19 protein-coding genes are annotated in these 19813 nt (G+C 55.7%); 7 read left to right on the top strand and 12 right to left on the bottom strand.

Going from position 1 to position 19813, the window contains the following annotated elements; genetic code table 11:
• Nucleotides 1-51 precede the first annotated feature (51 nt).
• From R5H23_RS08080 to R5H23_RS08070, 3 genes are all read right to left on the bottom strand, one after another.
• Nucleotides 52-657: a glutathione binding-like protein gene (locus tag R5H23_RS08080; RefSeq protein WP_317215057.1), complete on the bottom strand. Its 606-nt coding sequence runs from the start codon at nucleotides 655-657 to the stop codon at nucleotides 52-54.
• A gap of 101 nt (nucleotides 658-758) precedes the next feature.
• Complete coding sequence (locus tag R5H23_RS08075; protein ID WP_317215055.1) at nucleotides 759-1361, bottom strand: YceI family protein; 603 nt, start codon at nucleotides 1359-1361, stop codon at nucleotides 759-761.
• Between the two features lie 39 nt (nucleotides 1362-1400).
• Nucleotides 1401-2225 (bottom strand): class III extradiol ring-cleavage dioxygenase, encoded by an 825-nt coding sequence (locus R5H23_RS08070; RefSeq protein WP_317215054.1) that lies wholly within the window; start codon nucleotides 2223-2225, stop codon nucleotides 1401-1403.
• A 101-nt stretch (nucleotides 2226-2326) separates the two neighbouring features.
• Here R5H23_RS08070 and R5H23_RS08065 point away from each other — a divergent pair, with 101 nt between their 5' ends.
• Entirely contained in the window at nucleotides 2327-3253 is a 927-nt protein-coding gene (locus tag R5H23_RS08065; RefSeq protein ID WP_317215053.1) for a LysR family transcriptional regulator, read from the top strand.
• Here the strand turns inward: R5H23_RS08065 and R5H23_RS08060 are convergent.
• Together R5H23_RS08060 and R5H23_RS08055 are read right to left on the bottom strand one after the other, a co-directional pair.
• Complete coding sequence (locus R5H23_RS08060; protein ID WP_317215052.1) at nucleotides 3244-3588, bottom strand: hypothetical protein; 345 nt, start codon at nucleotides 3586-3588, stop codon at nucleotides 3244-3246. The genes R5H23_RS08065 and R5H23_RS08060 overlap by 10 nt on opposite strands.
• Nucleotides 3588-4493 carry a DMT family transporter gene (locus tag R5H23_RS08055; protein ID WP_317215051.1) on the bottom strand — a complete coding sequence of 302 codons (906 nt, stop codon included), beginning with the start codon at nucleotides 4491-4493 and terminating at the stop codon, nucleotides 3588-3590. The genes R5H23_RS08060 and R5H23_RS08055 overlap by 1 nt, the downstream gene beginning before the upstream one ends.
• A 189-nt stretch (nucleotides 4494-4682) precedes the next feature.
• On the opposite strand from R5H23_RS08055, the gene metH reads away from it, so the two are divergent.
• From metH to R5H23_RS08025, 6 genes are all read left to right on the top strand, one after another.
• Nucleotides 4683-8189, top strand: coding sequence for a methionine synthase (gene metH / locus R5H23_RS08050; protein WP_317215050.1), 3507 nt, complete (start codon nucleotides 4683-4685; stop codon nucleotides 8187-8189).
• A gap of 20 nt (nucleotides 8190-8209) precedes the next feature.
• A complete protein-coding gene (locus R5H23_RS08045) occupies nucleotides 8210-8458 on the top strand; it encodes a hypothetical protein (RefSeq protein ID WP_099210124.1) in 249 nt (82 codons plus the stop codon).
• Between the two features lie 152 nt (nucleotides 8459-8610).
• Nucleotides 8611-10029: an FAD-linked oxidase C-terminal domain-containing protein gene (locus tag R5H23_RS08040; RefSeq protein WP_317215049.1), complete on the top strand. Its 1419-nt coding sequence runs from the start codon at nucleotides 8611-8613 to the stop codon at nucleotides 10027-10029.
• Between the two features lie 42 nt (nucleotides 10030-10071).
• Nucleotides 10072-11565, top strand: coding sequence for a malate dehydrogenase (quinone) (gene mqo / locus R5H23_RS08035; protein WP_317215048.1), 1494 nt, complete (start codon nucleotides 10072-10074; stop codon nucleotides 11563-11565).
• Between the two features lie 52 nt (nucleotides 11566-11617).
• Nucleotides 11618-11863, top strand: a complete 246-nt coding sequence (locus R5H23_RS08030; RefSeq protein ID WP_252349820.1) for a helix-turn-helix transcriptional regulator — start codon at nucleotides 11618-11620, stop codon at nucleotides 11861-11863.
• Nucleotides 11864-11973: 110 nt separating this feature from the next.
• A complete protein-coding gene (locus tag R5H23_RS08025; protein WP_317215047.1) occupies nucleotides 11974-12435 on the top strand; it encodes a hypothetical protein in 462 nt (153 codons plus the stop codon).
• Nucleotides 12436-12531: 96 nt separating this feature from the next.
• Here the strand turns inward: R5H23_RS08025 and glpK are convergent, their stop codons facing one another.
• From glpK to R5H23_RS07990, 7 genes are all read right to left on the bottom strand, one after another.
• Nucleotides 12532-14082, bottom strand: coding sequence for a glycerol kinase GlpK (glpK, locus tag R5H23_RS08020; protein ID WP_317215046.1), 1551 nt, complete (start codon nucleotides 14080-14082; stop codon nucleotides 12532-12534).
• A gap of 25 nt (nucleotides 14083-14107) precedes the next feature.
• The gene (locus R5H23_RS08015) at nucleotides 14108-15010 is read right to left on the bottom strand and encodes an MIP/aquaporin family protein (RefSeq protein WP_046899839.1); all 903 of its coding nucleotides are present in this window, start codon (nucleotides 15008-15010) and stop codon (nucleotides 14108-14110) included.
• A 34-nt stretch (nucleotides 15011-15044) separates the two neighbouring features.
• Nucleotides 15045-16625 carry a glycerol-3-phosphate dehydrogenase gene (gene glpD / locus R5H23_RS08010; RefSeq protein WP_317215045.1) on the bottom strand — a complete coding sequence of 527 codons (1581 nt, stop codon included), beginning with the start codon at nucleotides 16623-16625 and terminating at the stop codon, nucleotides 15045-15047.
• Between the two features lie 120 nt (nucleotides 16626-16745).
• The gene (locus R5H23_RS08005) at nucleotides 16746-17531 is read right to left on the bottom strand and encodes a DeoR/GlpR family DNA-binding transcription regulator (RefSeq protein ID WP_211496404.1); all 786 of its coding nucleotides are present in this window, start codon (nucleotides 17529-17531) and stop codon (nucleotides 16746-16748) included.
• Nucleotides 17532-17652: 121 nt separating this feature from the next.
• Nucleotides 17653-17967, bottom strand: a complete 315-nt coding sequence (locus R5H23_RS08000; protein WP_211497999.1) for an antibiotic biosynthesis monooxygenase — start codon at nucleotides 17965-17967, stop codon at nucleotides 17653-17655.
• Complete coding sequence (locus tag R5H23_RS07995) at nucleotides 17952-18794, bottom strand: ATP-binding cassette domain-containing protein (RefSeq protein WP_317215044.1); 843 nt, start codon at nucleotides 18792-18794, stop codon at nucleotides 17952-17954. The genes R5H23_RS08000 and R5H23_RS07995 overlap by 16 nt, the downstream gene beginning before the upstream one ends.
• The gene (locus tag R5H23_RS07990) at nucleotides 18791-19810 is read right to left on the bottom strand and encodes an iron ABC transporter permease (RefSeq protein ID WP_317215097.1); all 1020 of its coding nucleotides are present in this window, start codon (nucleotides 19808-19810) and stop codon (nucleotides 18791-18793) included. The genes R5H23_RS07995 and R5H23_RS07990 overlap by 4 nt, the downstream gene beginning before the upstream one ends.
• Nucleotides 19811-19813: the final 3 nt, after the last annotated feature.

Below are 19813 nucleotides of genomic sequence, written 5' to 3'. Positions count from 1 at the left end.
TTTACAATCCACAGAGAGGGCTATTCATCGCCCCCTCCGCACAGCGCAAGATCAGGCTAAGCCTTCTTCCTGCAGCGCCCGCTTTGCAGACGGACGAGACATCACTCTCTCCCGCAACGCCCATGCTTTGCGATGATGAGAAATATCCAGTTTCTTGAAAACAGCCCATGTCATGATAACAGCTGCGTAAGCGTCGGCTTGCGTGAAGTCGTCTCCGAGCCAGTAAGCTTTGTCGTCAGACAGCATATCCTCGAACTGAGTCATCCGCCGATGGATCTGTACATGAACAGACTTCTCTGCCTCCTCCGTCAGGTTGGGGGCAAACAAACCGCCGAATGCGCTGTGCAGATCACCACAGAACCCGAGAGCTTCCTGCAGTCTCGCTCGTTCCACGGAGCCGTAGGCTGGCCGAAAAGCCAGAACGTCCGAATGATCTCCAATATACTGAAGAACTGCCGAATTCTGGGTTAAAACAACGCCCGGCTCAATCTCGATTGCCGGTACGGCTCCTCGTGGATTGATGGCAAGATAATCTGCGCCGGTCTCTGTTTTCTTCGTGGTTGTATCTACTTTTTCAAGCGTATACGGCTGACCGATTTCATTTAGAATAATATGCGCTGCAAGCGAACACGCACCAGGCTTATAGTAAAGCTTCATAATCACTTCTCCATTGCGCGAAGACGCAGGGAATAGAATGATCTTATTCCTCATCCGAGAAAAGGCGGGAAATATCCCGCCTTCTTTATGTGAGAAAAAACTCAGGGCTGCTTTTCAAAAGCTCCAGCAATGGTCAGGCTAACGTCATCGCCGACATAGGGAACATACTTTTTAACGCCGAAGTCACTGCGATGGATTGTTCCAGTAGCCTGGAAGCCAACCGTATAAGCCTTGTCCATCGGATTCACACCAGCGCCAACGAAGTGCACATGCAGAACAACGGGCTTCGTCGTGCCATGAAGTGTCAGATTACCACTGACAACTGCATCTTCAGCACCTACCGGGGAAACTTCCGTCGAGACGAAAGTCGCATCCGGATATTTCGCAGCATCAAACCACTCATTGTTTTTCAGCTCATCCGTCAACACCGAGCTGGATGTCGCCACGCTGGAAACCGGAATTGTCACTGAAAGCTTCGATTTCTCCGGATGGCTGGCATCCAGCTTCAGGCTGCCACTCACGCTGGAGAACTGTCCCGAATAGTAGGAAAAACCAAAGTGAAGGACTGAAAAATTAACCTGAGTATGGCCAGCTTCAACCTTGTAAGAGCCGCTCTTCACATCAGCCGGCGCAGCGGCAAAGGCAGTAGTGGATACCGTAGCGCAAGCAAGAGCTGCAAAAGCACCAGAGAGTATTTTCTTCATAGGAAGATCTTTCTTTTTTGAATTGAAACAGAAGCAAGTTCAACCGAAGCGGAAGCCGGACAACGCCTTCCCCATGACGGTATCACTATAATCTCGGACACCCGGGTCCGTTCCTGCCGCGCCCGCCACAAACATCAATGGTAACAGATGCTCGGCCTTCGGATGGCAGTCTTGAGCAAACGGAGCTTCTGCCCATCGCGCCAGCCGGGACGCACGCTCGTCAGGCTCCTCACTTACGGCCCGATAAAGCCAGTCATCGAAATGCCGGGACTGCTCGGCAGCCTCTGCGTCTGGACGCAGAAAACGTCGCAGATTGTGATACGTCATCCCCGCCCCCACCAGCAGCACGTTTTCATCTCGTAGCGGGGCCAAAGCTCTGCCGATTTTTATCACGTCCTCAGCCGTCGCATTCAACGGCAAAGAGATCTCAACGACAGGAATATCGGCCTTTTCGAACGCCAGCATGAGCGGAATGAACACTCCGTGGTCAAACCCACGATAGGCATCTCCACCACTCGCAATTCCAGCCTTTGCAAGAAGCTTCTGGATGTATTCAGCAAGCTTCGGAGAGCCTGGGGCCGGATACTGGAGCTCATAAGTGTGGGCAGGAAAGCCGTAATAATCATAGATCAGTTGGGGATGGGTACCGGTTGTCACAGTAACCCGGTCAGTCTCCCAATGCCCCGACATAACAGCCAAAGCAGCAGGACGCTGAGGCAACTTAGCAGCGATCCCTCGCAAATGCTCCGCCATTCGATCCCAGACATCCGGCCAGTCCATGAAAAAGCAGGGACCACCCCCATGAGGAATAAAAATAGCAGGCTGGCGTTCTATCGGCCCTGTCTGCCTCGAATTATCCGTCATGAGAAACTCCGTCGTCAGTCGATCTGTCGCGAAGGTTGTCATCAAACTGCGACAACGATAATCCTGACTACAGGAAAGTCATCTGGCACCAGGAGTGTGAAGTGCTCGACCGGATTACCAGTATGCAAGCCTTCGTTCGGGTGGTGGGACAAGGAAGCTTTGCTGCTGCCGCACGGTCTCTGGGCCTATCCCAGACGATGGTGACAAAACACGTGTCAGCGCTCGAAGCCCATCTGGGCGTGGCACTTTTCCATCGCAGCACACGCCGTCTCTCACTGACTGAATCTGGGCAACTCTATCTCGATTGGTGCCAGAAACTCCTGAGCAGCCTTGAAGACATGGAGCAGGAAGTCACCGCAGGCGCAGCCGAGCCCCGCGGGCTGCTGCGCATGAACACGCCCGTATCTTTCGCCATTCGCCACGTCGCCCCTCTTTTGCCGGAGTTCAGCCAGAAATACCCTTTGGTGACAGTCGAACTGGGCGTGGATGATCGCCGCGTCGATCCTATTGCTGAAGGGTGGGATTTAACTCTCAGGATCGGCCATCTGTTGCCCAGCAGCCTCAAAGCCCGGCGTCTGGCGCATATCAATTTCACGCTTTGTGCCGCCCCCTCCTATCTGGCCAAACATGGTACTCCAGCCACGGTCAGTGACCTCGAACATCACACCTGCCTCGGCTACACTCTCAGCGACCCCGTGGGCACCACACGCTGGAGTTTCGGACGCCGAGGAGAACGGACCATTCCGGTCAAAAGCAGCCTGCGCTCCAATAATGGAGACGTTCTGCGCACGGCAGCATTGGCGGGCCAGGGCATTCTTTACCAGCCAACATTTATTGTCGCCGATGAGATTCAGTCAGGCCTTCTCAAACCTATCACGCTAGATACTCCCTTGCTGGAAGGTCCAGATCTGCATGCAGTGTATGTGCCCACAACGCACGTACCGCTCAAAGTCCGAGTGATGATCGATTTTCTGGCGGCACGTTATGCGCCCGTTCCTCCATGGGAGCGAGCAGGTCATCAGTCCTGAAGGCGATATCTGGCTCTCACCAGCACATCCTGCTCAAGCATTTGCAGAACGTCCCGCTGCTCCTGAACACCGACAAGAACGACCACTCCCCGAATTGTCGATCTTGCCCCCGTCACATGATCCTGAAAGACTTGGGCCAAGACCATCGACAATCCCTCACGCGAGCAGCAGGAACACCCAATGCCGTGTCTCTTGCGAAATGGAGAGGGTGCCGGCAAGGACACTACGTCTGACCAGCCCTCTTCCGGTACGTCTGCTACAAGAACGACGTCTGCCCTGCGCGATGACGGCCAGTTAGAAAGATCCGTGACGACCGAGAGAAAGAGCTGAGACATCAGTTATTCAACCGGCCGCTTGGTGCCGCAACAGGGTGGCGCCCCCATGTGTTTGTGACAATAACGCCAGCCATAACAATGGCACCGCCAACGAGTGTCCGGAACGTCGGAATCTCGTGGGTCAGAATATAGGCCAGAACCATCGTGACAGGCGGGAGCAGATACAGCAGCGCAGCGCCCCGCGTAGCTCCCAGATGCCCGATCACAAAGGCCCAGGCAGCATATCCGATTGCGGCGGGGAAAATGCCCAGTTCCAGCACGGATGCCCGTCCTGCCCATGATGCATGAGAAAAGCTGGCCAATCCTTCTGGCAGCCATGGCAGCAGGAACAGAGCACCACTGATCAGAATATAAGCGATGGTTGTGAGAGCACCGTACCGGCGGATCAGCCCTTTCTGAAGATTCGTGTACAGCGCTCCGCAAACAGCGGCTCCGAACACGAATGTCGCACCTGAACCGAAAGACAATCCGCCAGACTGCCCTTGGGCGATCAGGACAACACCAGCAAAACTAAGAATGGATCCGGCCCATCCCAGAAGAGACATGCGCTCACCAAGAAACGCCATGGCGATGAGTCCGGCCATAAGAGGCGCTGCGCTGATAAGGAGGCTCGCGGCCCCCGCGGAGACTGTCACTTCGCCGCAGTTAAAAAAGATATTGTACAGCGTGATGCCAACCGCACCGCATCCCAGAACCTGCGGAATATCGGCTTTTTGCAGGCGAGCGGGACGTTTCCAGAGCAGCCAGCAACCCGCAGCAATCGCGGCGATGGCATATCGTACGGCCGCGAGCGGGATAGGTGCGAAGTCATGCAGGGCAATACGCACAACCGGATACGCACTAGCCCAGGACAGAATGGCGACTGCTATAAAGAGTGGAAGGAAACGACCAACTGAATTTGTCATTGCTGTTCCGCGAGAAGGGATTCCCAATTCAGGGAGATGCACCACATATGACAGGCCTGTTAAAAGAAGGACAGGACAGATCCGGTTTGCCAGCAGCTTCCCTCAACCGTTATACAGGCAGGCCTCCATGCCGGGCCCGATCGCCTGGCATAATATCCTGTCCTGATTTTATTCCTGAAGAGCGCCTCAATGTCCTCACGTCCCCATCTGCTTGATGCCCTGTCAGACCAGGTTCTGCTGTGTGACGGTGGTATGGGATCGCGCGTGCAGATGCTCGATCTGGAAGTTGAGAAAGACTACTGGGGGCAGGAAAACTGCACGGAAATCCTGAATCTTTCCCGCCCTGAGCTGGTTCGTGAAATTCATCGCGGCTATTTCGAAGCTGGCGCGGATATGGTCGAGACCAATACGTTTGGTGGCTCGATCGTCACGCTTGCTGAGTTCGACCTCCAAGACCGCAGCCGCGAAATCAACCGTGTTGCTGCCACGCTGGCCCGAGAGGCGGCAGAGACCTTCTGTGACGGCCGCCATCGTTACGTCATGGGCTCCATCGGCCCAGGCACAAAACTGCCAACGCTTGGCAACATCGATTATGACACGCTTGAAGCCGGGCTGATTGAACAGTGCCGTGGCCTGATTGACGGCGGTGTCGATGGGTTCCTGATTGAGACGTGTCAGGACACGCTCCAGATCAAAGCTGCCGTCAACGCGGCCAAAGCCGCACGGATCGAACTCGGGTCGGACGCTCCCATTTTCGTACAGGTAACGGTTGAAACCACCGGCACCCTCCTCGTTGGACCCGACATCGCCGCGGCAGCCACAACCGTCAACGCGCTGGACGTCCCGTCTTTGGGACTGAACTGTGCGACTGGCCCGCAGGAAATGGCAGAGCACGTCCGCTGGTTGTCTGAAAACTGGCCAGGCCTGATTTCCATGCAGCCCAATGCCGGTCTCCCGGAGCTGGTAGACGGTAAAACGGTCTATCCTCTCAGCCCGGACGAAATGGCTGTGTGGATGGAGCGTTTCATCCGTGAAGACGGCCTCAACCTGATTGGCGGGTGCTGCGGAACGTCCACTCCTCATATTCAGGCTCTGGACGGCATGCTGCGCCGCGTGGGTGGCGAAAAATACCGTCCGGCTCCGGTCAAGCGCAGCACGATCTGGATGCCTTCTGTATCCAGTCTCTACTCGCAGGTGCCGCTGCGGCAGGAAAACAGCTACTTCTCCATCGGCGAGCGCTGCAACGCCAACGGCTCCAAGAAATGGCGTGAACTTCAGGAAGCAGGCGACTGGGATGGCTGCGTCGCCGTTGGCCGGGAACAGGCTGCCGAGGGCTCCAACGCTCTGGATGTCTGCACAGCATTCGTTGGCCGAGACGAAGTCGCGGAGATGAACGAAGTCGTCACGCGCTTCACGTCATCCGTTAATGCGCCTCTGGTCATCGATTCAACGGAGACACCAGTCATTGAGGCCGCTCTGAAGCTGCATGGTGGCAAGCCGATCATCAACTCAATCAACTTTGAGGATGGTGAAGAGCAGGCGCATGCCCGCATGAAGCTGGCAAAGAAGTTCGGCGCCGCGATGATTGCCCTGACCATTGACGAAGTGGGCATGGCCAAGACGCCAGAAGACAAACTGCGCATTGCAGAACGTCTGGTTGATTTCGCCTGCAATCAGTATGGGCTGCCCCAGTCCGACCTGATGATCGATCCGCTGACCTTCACCATCGCAACCGGCATGGAAGACGACCGTAAGCTTGGCGTCTGGACGCTTGAGGGTATTCGGATGATCCGGGATAAATTCCCTGACATCCAGATCGTGCTGGGTCTTTCGAACATTTCCTTTGGTCTGAACCCTGCGGCACGTGCAGTTCTGAATTCAGTCTTTCTGGACCATGCCGTAAAAGCAGGCATGACCGGCGCAATCGTGCATGTTTCAAAAATCCGTCCGCTGCATCTGATTGCCCCGGAAGAAGTGAAAGTCGCGGAAGACCTGATCTTTGACCGTCGGACTGCCGATTATGATCCACTCCAGAAGCTCCTGGAGCTTTTTGCTGGCCGAAAAGCTGCGGATGCCGTCAAGAAGCGCCGCGCTGAAACACCTGCGGAACGCCTCAAGGACCGGATTGTAGACGGGGACCGTAAAGGCATTGAGGACGACCTGGATGCCGCCATGCAGGATATGGCCCCGCTCGACATCATCAATACCGTTCTGCTGGACGGCATGAAAGTCGTAGGCGAGCTCTTCGGGTCTGGCAAAATGCAGCTTCCGTTCGTGCTGCAATCTGCCGAGACCATGAAAACAGCCGTAGCATGGCTTGAGCCGCACATGGAGCGCAAAGAAGGCCAGCATCGCGGCACGATGGTTCTTGCTACGGTGAAGGGTGACGTCCACGATATTGGCAAGAACCTTGTGGACATTATTCTGACCAATAACGGCTATCAGGTGATCAACCTCGGCATCAAAGTGCCCCTGGCTGACATGATGGCTGCGGCCAAGGAACATAATGCTGACGCTATAGGCATGTCGGGGCTTCTCGTAAAATCCACCGTCATCATGCGTGAGAACCTCGCGGAGATGAAACGGCAGGGCTTCGATGTTCCCGTTATTCTTGGTGGCGCGGCCCTGACCCGAAACTATGTCGAAGAAGAATGCGCCCTGTCTTACGGAGACGGCGAGCCAGGCCGCGTCGCATATGCCAGAGATGCGTTTGATGGATTGTCCCTGATGGACAAGATCGCGCAAAAAGAGTTTGACGGCTATCTGGGGGCGATCCAGAGCCGCCGTGCGGGCAAGGCAAGCCGCAAGAATGCACGTGCTCCGGAAAGCGCTGAAACGCGTGGCTTCGGCGCAGTTGATCCTGCCGCCGCACGGGAGCGTCGCAATCGGATCTCAGGCGAACTGCCTCCTCTCACGCCCCCCTTCTGGGGCGCACGGGTTGTGGAAGCTGCGCCTAACGCCGTGCTGCCGTTCCTGAATGAACGCTCACTCTATCAGTTCCAGTGGGGCTTCCGGAAACAGGGACGCTCCCTTGAGGAGTTCATGGAGTATGCGAAGATGGAACTTCGCCCCGTCCTGAAGCGCATGCTGGCGCTCAGTGCGGAGCAGGAAATCCTGCGTCCGCAGGCCATCTATGGATACTGGAAAGCTGCTGGTGACGGAAACGATCTGATCCTGTTTGAAGAAGACGGCAAGACAGAAGCCGCACGCTTCACTCTGCCCCGCCAGCCGAAGGACGACGGCGAGTGCATCGCGGACTTCGTGCGTGACGTCAATGATGAGCACCGCGACGTTGTTGGGCTTCAGGTTGTCACCGTTGGGCAGAAAGCATCAGACCTTGCCCGGGAATGGTTCGAGGCCAATCGCTATCAGGATTACCTCTATCTGCATGGCCTTTCGGTCGAGATGGCGGAAGCCATGGCTGAATACACCCACAAACGGATCCGGGCAGAGCTTGGTTTTGCGGCGGAAGATGATCGTGACATGGAGAAAATGCTCTCCCAGTCCTATCGTGGGTCACGCTATTCCTTCGGCTATCCTGCCTGTCCCCGCCTTGAGGATCAGGAACCAATCCTGCGCCTTCTGGATGCCGAGCGCGTCGGGATTTCCCTGTCTGACGGGTTCCAGCTTCATCCTGAGCAGTCAACGTCTGCTCTCGTGGTGCTGAATCCGCGCGCCAAATACTTCACTGTCTGACTCAACGGAGAACCACGGTCATGGCATCACAGCAAATCGGCGGGCTTCTTGCCCAGCTTCGACTCATCAACGGTGAACGTGGCTTCTTCGCCAACTTTTTTGGCCTCTTCTGCGTGGCGTGTCTTTTGGGACTGGCCAACATGTTCAGCCGCTCTGTCCTGCACGCAGATATGGGTTGGCTGCTCAAACCACTCATGGTGGTCATGGCCCTGTATTTCTTTCTTCCCTATCTCCTGTTGCTCATCATTGACAGACGCAGCACCAACTAACGTTCATTCACCCTACACTTCCAAAAAGACGCCCCAATATGGGGCGTTTTTCTTATCTGCACTCCGTGAGACTGCCGCATATAGATTGTCTTTTCAGTCATCGGATTTATAATAATTTTACAAAATTAAAGATTTTCCATTTCGGATATTCCATGACAGTTCTTTCCCCCTCCGCAGAAGAACGCCTGCACACTGTTCTCTCCCGGCTTGAAACACGGCTGGGCAGCCAGATCAGCAGGGCCCCTTCGGTGCTGGAAGAACATAGTCACGGTGAAGCCATGGAGGCAGCTCGCCTGCCCGGAGCCGTCATCTTCGCTGAGAGCACGGACGATGTTTCAACCGTTCTGAAGGAATGTCATGCCTCCCGCGTTCCTTTAGTCGCGTTTGGTGCTGGCACTTCTGTTGAAGGGCATGTTACGCCGCCAGAACACGCCATCAGCCTCGATCTCTCCAGCATGACCGGCATTGTGGAGATGAACCCGGACGACCTGGATTGCCGCGTACAGGCGGGCCTCACCCGACAGGCTCTCAACACACAGATCCGCGATACCGGACTTTTCTTCCCCGTCGATCCGGGCGGTGAAGCTACTCTGGGCGGCATGTGCGCGACCCGCGCTTCCGGAACGGCAGCCGTGCGCTACGGCACGATGAAGGAAAACGTGCTGGGTCTGACTGTCGTGCTTGCAACAGGCGAAGTGATCCGAACCGGAGGGCGCGTCCGGAAGTCTTCCACTGGTTATGATCTGACGTCCCTCTTCATCGGCTCTGAAGGCACGCTCGGGATTATTACGGAAATCCAGCTCAAGCTGCATGGCCGCCCTGACACCCTCTCCGCTGCAGTTTGCCAATTTAAATCTTTGAACGATGCTGTTCAGACTGCAATGGAAATCATCCAATGCGGCATTCCGATTAACCGTGTGGAATTAATGGATAGTGTTCAGATGGATGCATCCATCCGATACTCCAAACTGACCGGCTATCGCCCCCTGACAACGTTATTTTTTGAATTTGCTGGCGCGCCTGCAGCCGTACAGGAACAGGTTACCGCAACCCAGGAGATCGCTCTCGCAAACAATGGGCTTGGTTTTGCCTGGGCCGAGAGCGCGGAAGACCGGGCACGTCTGTGGAAAGCGCGCCATGATGCCTACTGGGCCGCAAAGGCCATCGATCCAACCGCCCGGGTCATCTCAACAGATTGCATTGTTCCAATCTCACGGCTGGGGGAGCTGATTGCCGGTGTCTCAAGCGACATTGCCGCATCCGGTCTTAGGGCCCCTCTTCTGGGCCACGTCGGAGACGGAAATTTCCATACGCTCATCATCACCGAACATTCCCCGGAAGGGTATGCTCAAGCGCTGGACCTAGACCGGAAAATTGTCGGTCGGGCCCTGGCTCTCGGGGGTTCCTGTAGTGGCGAGCACGGTGTTGGACTGGGGAAACTGGAGTTTTTGGCTCAGGAGCACGGTGAGGGCTCACTCGGTGTCATGCGTGCGCTGAAGAATACGATGGACCCTCACCATATTCTCAATCCGGGAAAGCTGCTTCCCAACGGGCCCGTTTATCGGGGATAACACCACCCTTCTGATATTCTGCTTTTACGGACCCTGCCTGCAATGTCTTCAGCTTCTGCCGCGTTCCCGGATGTCGTTCTGATTGGAGGCGGCATCATGAGCGCAACTTTCGCCGCCCTCCTGAAAGAACTGTCCCCCGAACTCTCCATTACGCTGTTTGAAACACTGGAACAGTGTGGGCAGGAAAGTTCAAAGGCCTGGAACAATGCTGGAACCGGGCACGCAGGAAACTGTGAACTGAATTACACGCCGCAGCGTGCAGATGGCAGCGTGGATATTTCCAAGGCTCTGGCGGTCAACACCGAGTTCGATATCTCCCGCCAGCTCTGGGCGCACTGGGTGCGGACGGGCCGCATTGCAGATCCGGGCACATTCATTCATGCCTGCCCTCATGTCAGCCTTGTCTGGGGTGAAGCTGATGTTGCTTTTCTTAAAGCGCGCTACACCGCCATGGCCAACCACCACTGCTTTGACGGAATGGAATATAGCGAAGATCCTGCTGTCATTGCGAGTTGGGCCCCTCTTGCGATGGAAGGTCGGGATCTGTCTATTCCTGTGGCGGCCACCCGCATTAAAAGCGGGACGGATGTCGATTTCGGGGCTTTGACCAGAAGCCTTCTCTCTGGCTTGCAGACCGCCCCCGGCTTCCACAGCTTTTATCGTCATCGCGTGACGGACCTGACCAAAACAACCGATGGTCGTTGGCGTGTCACTGCCGTCAATATGCAAACGGGGGCGCACAGGACTGTCCTGACGCGGTTTGTCTTTATCGGCGCAGGTGGTGCAGCACTGCCCCTCCTTCAGAAATCCGGTATTCCTGAAGCACGCCGATACGCAGGCTTCCCAGTGAGCGGCTTGTGGCTGCAATGCACCAACCCTGCCATCACGCAGCACCATCATGCGAAAGTTTATGGAAAAGCGCCCGTCGGATCTCCGCCGATGTCTGTCCCACACCTAGATACGCGGGTGATCGACGGGAAATCCTGCCTTCTTTTTGGTCCGTATGCGGGGTTTTCCACCAAATTTCTTAAGAGCGGCTCTTGGAGGGACTATTTCCACTCCTTGAACAGCAGCAACATCATTCCCGCCATGACCGCAGGCAAAGATAATCTGTCGCTTTTGAACTATCTGGTGCGCGAAGTAACACAAAGCGACCACAAGCGCTTCCAGTCCCTTCTGAACTTCTATCCGCAGGCTGATGAAAGCCAGTGGACGAAAATTGTGGCCGGGCAGCGTGTTCAGATCATCAAGCCGGACAAAGGCCTTCATGGTGTCCTGCGCTTCGGCACAGAGCTGGTCCGCAGTTCCGATCAGTCGCTTGTTGCAATTCTCGGTGCATCGCCGGGGGCATCCATCGCAGCCTCAGTAGCGCTGCAAGTCGTGGAAAAATGCTTTCCTCAGAAGATTTCTTCAAATGAGTGGCTGCCACGTCTTAAAGAGATTTTCCCCGCCTATGGGGTGGATCTGAAACAGAACGCTACCCTTTGCCGCGAATTACGTACGAGCACCGCTGCTACCTTGGATATTGATGCCTGAGTGCGTCTAAAATTGTAGAAAAGCATTCATCCGTTGTGTATACACAACATTGATGCATAACCGTATTGCTCTCTTCCGGGCTGAACGAGGTCTTTCGCGTAAAGACCTCGCTGAAGCCGTAAAGGTTAACCCCCAGACGATCGGCTATCTGGAACGCGGCGATTACAAACCCAGTCTGGAACTCGCGATGAAGATCTGTGCGGTTCTGAAAGCAGAGGTCGAAATGGTTTTCTCTCTGACGCCATTTGATTCACTGGTCGCACAGATGCGCAAGCGTATGGAGGCTGGAAAGCAGTGACATTCTCTCCTCGCCCCACTGACAAATTTTTCAGCGTCATGGACAATGTAGCCAATATCGTTGGCCGTCCTGTTTTCTGGCTTGGGGGACTGTTTCCAGACGGGACACCCGTGTCACCGACAAGCACAATTCCCCTCTGGAAACCTGTCACGATTGCAGTCTGCGCGACCATACTTTTTCCAAGCGCAATATTCCTGCTGAGCCCCGGCTGGATGATGTCAGTATTCTTCATCAGCGGAACGTTTCTTTTAAATATTTGCGCCCGGATAAAACTGCAGCATCCTTTATACAAACTGAGTGCTTGGGACAGGGATGAACGAGAGCAGCAAACCATCCTGATATGCCGAAACTCTGCCCTCATCGTGATGAGTGCAGGAGCTGTCATTATGCCTCTGTTACTGGCTTTTACGCTCATTCATGACCAGTTTCAGCTGAGCCAATTGAAAACGATCAGTCTCATTACTCAAGCTTTCCTCTGCCTGAATTATCTTGTGACCCTCGCGTCGGCAGCACAAATTGGCACATTGGCCTGGCTGGAACGCGATCAGCCATCATCACCGGATGCCGCCTGAAATTCCAATTTTTCCTGTCCAGCCCAAAACATAAAAAAGGCCGGCCTTCGTCCCCCGACGAATAGACCGGCCATATCAAGCAGACCTGAAGAGCGGTCAGGCTGCCTGAACTGTATCAACCTTTGGCTTATTGGCGCGCACTGGGGCAGCACTCGCTGCATGTGGCGTCAGGGTGCGCTGAACTGCATTCTGCCAGCCGTCCAGCATGATGCGACGCTGTGCAGGATCCATACGCGGAGAGAACAGACGTTCCTGAGCCCAGGTTGCCGCAACTTCTTCCAGGCTGCCCCAGACACCAACATACAACCCGGCAAGGAAAGCAGCGCCAACGGCCGTGGTCTCAACGTTTACAGGGCGCTCCACATCGGCCTTGAGCATGCTGGCGAGGAACTGGGCAAACCAGTCGTTAGCGGCCATGCCACCGTCAATACGCAACGTCTTGGCCCGCATCGCACCGTCCTGACGCATGGCGTGAACGAGGTCATAGGTCTGATACGCAACAGATTCCAGCATCGCACGGGCAATGTGTGCCTGCGTCGAGCCCAGCGTGAGACCACAGATCATGCCGCGTGCTTCAGGATCCCAATGTGGCGCGCCAAGCCCAACAAAAGCTGGCACCATGTAAACGCCATGGCTGTCCGGAATACGGGTTGCCATATCATCGGTCTGTGACGCATGCGTGATAAGTTGCAGACCATCACGCAGCCACTTGATACCGGCACCCGCGACGAAGATGGATCCTTCGAGAGCATAGGTCGTCTTGTTGCCAATCCGGTAACCAATGGTCGTCAGCAGACGGTTATTGGACTGAATTGGCTTCTCGCCTGTGTTCAGGAGCATGAAGCAGCCCGTACCATAGGTCGCTTTTGCCATGCCTTCTTCAAAACAGGCCTGCCCGATGAGAGCAGCATGCTGGTCACCCGCCATACCACCGATCACGATGGACTCACCGAACAGGTCAGGCTCTGTTTTGCCAAACAGGCCGCTATTGTCCTGGACTTCAGGCAGAAGCGCACGAGGCACATTGAACAGGTTCAGCAGTTCATCATCCCATTGCAGGGTGTGAATGTTGAACAGTGAGGTGCGGCAGGCATTCGTGATGTCTGTTGCATGGCGTTTGCCACCCGTCAGACGCCATAGAAGGAAGCTGTCGATTGTGCCCGCGGCCAGTTCCCCTGCTTCAGCACGCTTGCGGGCACCTGAAACGTTATCAAGAAGCCAGGCAATCTTGCTTGCTGAGAAATAGGGGTCCAGCAGAAGGCCCGTCTTATCACGAACAATTTCTTCGGCGCCCTGCTCACGCAGGCGATTGCATTCCTGAGCCGTCCGGCGATCCTGCCAGACAAGCGCATTATGAATGGGCTTGCCGGTCTTGCGGTCCCAGACCACGACTGTTTCGCGCTGATTGGTAATGCCGATCACAGCAATCCGCCCAACACCACCAGCCGTGGAAATCGCTTCACGCGCCGTCTCGAGAACGTCTTCCCAGATATCTTCCACGTCATGCTCGACCCAACCCAGCTCAGGATAGTGCTGGGGGAATTCGCTACGTGAAATGGACACGGCGCGGGCATTGCTGTCGAAAACAATACTGCGGGTCGATGTCGTGCCCTGATCGATCGCGAGAATGTAGTCTTTCTTTGCCATGCTACTTACTCCGGAAACGGACAGATCAAGAGACCTTGTCGATGACGGGACCTGTTGAGGCAGGTACGGAAGGGTTCGAAACGACGAGCACAGGCTCGGCTAGGTTTAGCGCTTCAGATGATGGCGCAGATGCTACCACAGAAATCCGAGGCATGAAGGGGCGAAGACCATACTGGTAAATCGCGGCACCAATCGGACCACCGACCATTGGCGCTGCAATTGGCACCCACCAATAGTTGGACGGAGCCGGAATGGCAGCCTGCCCCCACCCTGCAAAGAAGCAGAACAGGCGTGGACCAAAGTCACGAGCCGGATTGATGGCCCAGGCTTCCAGATACCCGGCAGACGCACCAATAATAGCAACGAGAAGACCAATGATCAGCGCACCGGAATTCGCCTGCGGAGCCTGCGTATTGTACTGGCAGGTCACGGCGAAAATACCGAACACCAGAATACCGGTCAGAACAGCCTCATCCCAGAACGCATGAGCGACGCTGATGAAATCGCCCGGATGCGTGAAGAACACGCCAGCAGAGCCGCCATCCAGTGCACGCGTCAGACCATGAGCCGCATTGTAGTGGTCAATGACCGGCACATAGAGCGAGTACACGAGTGCCGCGCCCGCCAGGCCACCCAGAACCTGAGCCCCGATATAGGGTACAACCTTCTTCCATGAGAACCCACGGAAGAGCGCAAGTGAGAGCGTCACAGCCGGGTTGGCGTGCGTGCCGCTGACTGCCCCGGTCGCGTAAATCGCAACTGTAACGGACAGCCCCCAGACGATACAGACGCCCCAGTAGGCCGTCTTGTACGGGCTGGGATCGTAAAGCGAATACATGGCAGCGACGCCATCTCCGAAGAGAATGATGATGGCGACAGCAAAGAACTCAGCAAGGAGTTCACCAAGGTAGCGTTTATTCTCTGACATGACCGGATGTCCGACATGAGAATTGAAGGAAAGATCAGGCGACGTCCTGCCGCCATGTTCCGGAGGTCTCGGAGCCAGCCGAACGTTCTGTCCCGGCACGCTCCTCGATATAGGTCTGGAGTGCGGCTTTCTCGGCATCGGTCATGAACAGACCCAGCTTCGAGCGGCGCCACAGCACGTCCTGCGCAGACCGTGCCCATTCGTTGTCGATCAGATAATCGACTTCGCGCGCACTCAGTGTCTTGCCGAACCACTGCCCCATATCGGCTTCTGCCTGCGTAGCGATATCAAACGCCCGCAAACCGTAATTCCGCATGAGCCGCCACGCTGTGTAAGGGGCCAGATGAGGCGCATACGCCTGCAGCTTCGCCACCTGGCGGTCAAAATCAGCCGGTGCAAAATCACCACCAGGCAGTGGCGTCTCAGCAGTCCAGGATGGGCCGCCCAGCACAGGAAGATGTGGAACCAGCTTCTCAAGTGCATGCTCGGCCAGCTTGCGGAACGTCGTAATCTTGCCGCCAAAAACAGACAGGATCGGTGCTCCAGACGCATCAACATCCAGCACATAGTCACGCGTTACAGCGGACGCATTGCCAGAGTTGTCATCATAAAGCGGACGAACACCGGCATACGTCCAGACCACATCATCCGGGCTGACTGGCTTCTGGAAATAGCGGCTGACGCTCTCGCAAAGATACTTGATTTCATCTGCCGAGATTTCAACCTTGCCAGGGTCCTGCTCCCACGGAACGTCCGTCGTGCCGATGAGCGTGAAATCCTGCTCGTACGGGATCGCGAAGACAATCCGCTTATCAGGATTTTGCAGAATATAAGCCTGCTTGCTCTCGAACAGGCGCGGCACCACAATGTGGCTTCCCTTGACGAGACGCACCTTGTTACGGCTTTGCACGCCAACACGATCCTGAAGAAGCTCTGCGACCCATGGTCCAGCTGCATTCACAATGGTCTTGGCCTGAACCGTCCGTTCTTCACCACTGTCGCGGTCAAGAAGCGTTGCGGTCCAGAGCTGTGGCCCGCGCTCAGCTTTCACAAGTTTGGTGCGCGTGTTGATGGAGGCCCCCAGACGGGTGGCATCCATGGCATTGAGCACAACCAGACGGCTATCCTGGACCCAGCCATCGGAATATTCGAACCCACGCACGTATTCGCTCTTGAGCGGGCGCCCTGTCACGTCCGTACGGAGGTTCACCGCGCGCGTTTTCGGCAACGTCATGGTCGTGCAGAGGTGATCATACAGGAACAGGCCTGTCCGTAGCAGCCAGGCAGGACGCAGCATCTTGGAGTGCGGCAGAACAAAACGCATCGGCCAGATGATGTGCGGCGCAATCTTTAACAGACGCTCACGCTCAATCAGAGCCTCACGCACCAGCCGGAACTCGTAATATTCCAGATACCGCAGACCACCGTGGATCAGCTTGGTGCTGGCAGAAGACGTATGGCTTGCAAGGTCATCCTGCTCGACAAGGATAACCTTCGCACCACGGCCTGCGGCATCACGGGCAATGCCGCAGCCGTTGATGCCCCCACCGACCACAAGCACGTCATAAGGCGCGCTCTGCGGACTTGAAGGCGAAACTTCACGAATCGATGACATAACAATCTCCTGCCACCACGCTCCAAAACGAGCATCTGATGTTCGTTTTCGCGCATATTGAACGATAAAGTAAAGAGGGATCTTCGGTTTATAACAGATTAGTGTTCTTTTTTTCGCGCACTACTGTGATGTTTGAGCGATATGTAGCGTCACGTTTGCCGCGTCCAGAAGCGCCTGAAATGCGTCCGAGACGGGGCGATCGGTAATCAGATCATCAATATCTGCCAGTCCACCCACGCGCCCCATGGGCTGCCGACTGAATTTTGTATGATCTGCCAGCAGCAGAACACGGCGAGAATTTCGGATAATCGTACGGGCACACTGAATTTCATTCAGGTCGAAATCCAGCAGTGTCCCGTCATCTGCGATACCGCTGATACCGATGACGCCGAACTCTGTCCGAAAAGAATCCAGGGTCTCAATCGCAGCAGAACCCAGAATTGCCCCGTCCTTAGGACGAAGCTCTCCGGCCGTGATCACGGTTCTAAAATCAGGTCTTCCGGAAATAAGAGACGCAACATGGAGGTTGTTAGTCACGACCCGCAGGTCACGATGTCCACCCAGAGACCGGGCGAAAGCCTCGGTTGTCGTACCAATATTAATAAACAGGGACGAACGGTCAGGAATAAGAGACGCCGCGCAATGGCCAATCGCATCCTTGGCTTTCAGGTTCAGAATCTGCCGTTCATTGTAGGCGATATTTTCAATGGTGGAGTTCGGTGTTGCTCCACCATGATGTCGGGTCAGAAGCCCCTGCTCTGCCAGAAACCCAATATCCCGCCGAATGGTTTGAACCGCCACATCAAACTGCTGTGCCATGTCCTCGTTCGACACATAGCCCTGACTGCGAACCAGTCGGATGATCTGTTCCTGACGAGGGTTAATCCTGATGGTGGGGTTGCTCATGCACACTGACCTGAAATGATTTCCAGGACAGTGTGACAACACGAACAAAAACGCGCAATCACGAACTTTGTCAGCGACAGACCCCGTGACGCTTTTTAATCACTCCACCATCAAAGACATCTTAGATTTCGATATTTTGAAGAACTTTGAAGCCTTCAAAGACTGGCGGCCCCACGGTCAACACTTTGCCTTGTCCGGCGCCAGCATGAGCAGCACGGAACTGCTCAGACTGTGTCCAACCAACAAAGGCCTCATAAGATTCCCAGACCGTATGAGACGCATAAAGAATATGATCTTCTTTGGCTGGTCCCTGCAGGAATTGAAAACTGACAAATCCCGGGACTGTCTTCAGCAGGACTTCCCGCTCCAGCCAGCGCTGCCGAAAAGCATCTTCACTATCAGGCCGTACCTTGAAGCGATTCATTGCAATATACATGGTGTCTCTCTCTTGTTGATATCTTCCGGCATGACGAGGTCATGCGGAACAACGAACGGACGCCCCGTGCTGCAATGTTGATGAATGCAGCCATCAGGAATCCCAAAAACGTCGTGGAGGAGTTCAGAAGTCAGGATGTCACGGGGGAGACCGTGTGACTGTATCCGCCCCTGATGCATGACGACGATACGATCGGCACAGGCCGCAGCCCAGTTCAGATCATGCAGAACCAGCAACACGCTTCCACCATGCGCCGCATGCATCTTTGCAATCTGAAGAATGAGGCGCTGCCGTGCCATATCCTGTGCCGACAAAGGTTCATCCAGCAACAGACAGCCGGGCGCACCGTTCCGGGCTGCGGCCTCAAGCTGTGCCAGCACTCGCGCAAGGTGAACGCGCTGCCTTTCTCCGCCGGATAGCGTCATAATGTCGCGTTCCATGAACGATGACAGCCCGACGCGATCCAGCGTGTCCTGTGCAATCGCGACACGCTCAGCCATCGGGCAGCCCTGCCCCGAAATAGCTGTCCCCATAAGAACCAGTTCCAGCGACGTGAAGCGCGCGCGCATCGGACACTCCTGGGGCAAGAGTGCCCGGCGGCGAGAAAGTTCGCCCGCAGAAAGCGATCCAATTTTTGAGCCATCAAAGCGGATCTCACCGCCATGCAGCGGCATCAAGCCGCATGCAAGCTTCAGGAGCGTACTTTTGCCCGCGCCGTTAGGCCCTACAACAGCAACGATTTCTCCGGCCGCGAGCGCCAGATCAAGATTGTGAACAATCTCACGACCACCCGCTCTGGCTGAGGCGTTCTGAATTTCCAGTGTCATGATGGAATGTCCGCTCCATGAATACGGCTCAAGAGCCAGACAAAGACCGGGGTCCCGAGTGCTGCGGTAATTATGCCAACAGGCAGTTCCGCAGGAGCCGCAACCAGTCTGGCAATCGTATCAGCCGCAGTGAGAAGAATAGCCCCAAGAAGAGCGCTCCCAGGCAGAACCAGACGGTGGTCTGGACCGGTGACCAACCTCACAAGGTGAGGAACCACAACGCCGACAAACCCAATAGCGCCCACAAACGCGACTACCGGCCCAACGGACGCAGCCACCCCCAGCATTGCGAGCCGTTTCGTCCGCTCGACAGGATACCCCATCAAAGCAGCATCCGCCTCACCCAGAAGCATGGCGTTCAGAGGAACAGCGAGACGTGTCGCAACCACGCCTGCAAGGACAAGAAATGGCGAGAGCAGGCCAATACGTTCCCAATTTGCCCCTGAGAAACTCCCAAGAGTCCAGAACGTCAGATCTCGCAGCGCCGTGTCGTTGGCGCGAAAAATGAGAATGCCCGTCAATGCACCAGAAAAAGCTCCGAACGCGACGCCAGCCAACAGAACAGTCGTGACAGAGGTGATGCCAGCGCGGGTCGCAAAGACGTAAAGAAGGAGTGTGACGAGAAAGCTGCCCAGCATTCCAGCCAAAGGCACGGCCCAGCCGTTTAGAAACCCTGACTGAGCCATATCAACGCCTAAGACGATGACGCATGAAGCAGCCAGAGCCGCCCCGGAAGACACGCCAATCAACCCCGGATCAGCCAATGGATTTCGAAAAAGCCCCTGCATCGTTGCACCCGCAGCCCCCAAAGCTGCACCTGCCATCGCGGCGAGCACGACACGTGGCGCACGAATATGCGCGATCACCATCCAGGCCAGATTTCTGGTCGCAACGTCAGGTGCATGCAGGAGCGTACCAATGCCTGCCCCGCTTGCACCAACCTCGACTGCGACCAGCATGACAAGAATTAGCAGCGGCAGAAGCGATAGTAAGATCCAGCCCGCATGCACGCGCATTGC

The sequence above is a fragment of the Gluconobacter sp. GP1 genome, assembly GCF_032913585.1.
In the GTDB taxonomy this organism is placed as follows: Bacteria; Pseudomonadota; Alphaproteobacteria; order Acetobacterales; family Acetobacteraceae; genus Gluconobacter; species Gluconobacter cerinus.
Note: the sequence above shows the minus strand (reverse complement) of the source record. Positions and strands in the feature narration are given on the sequence as shown.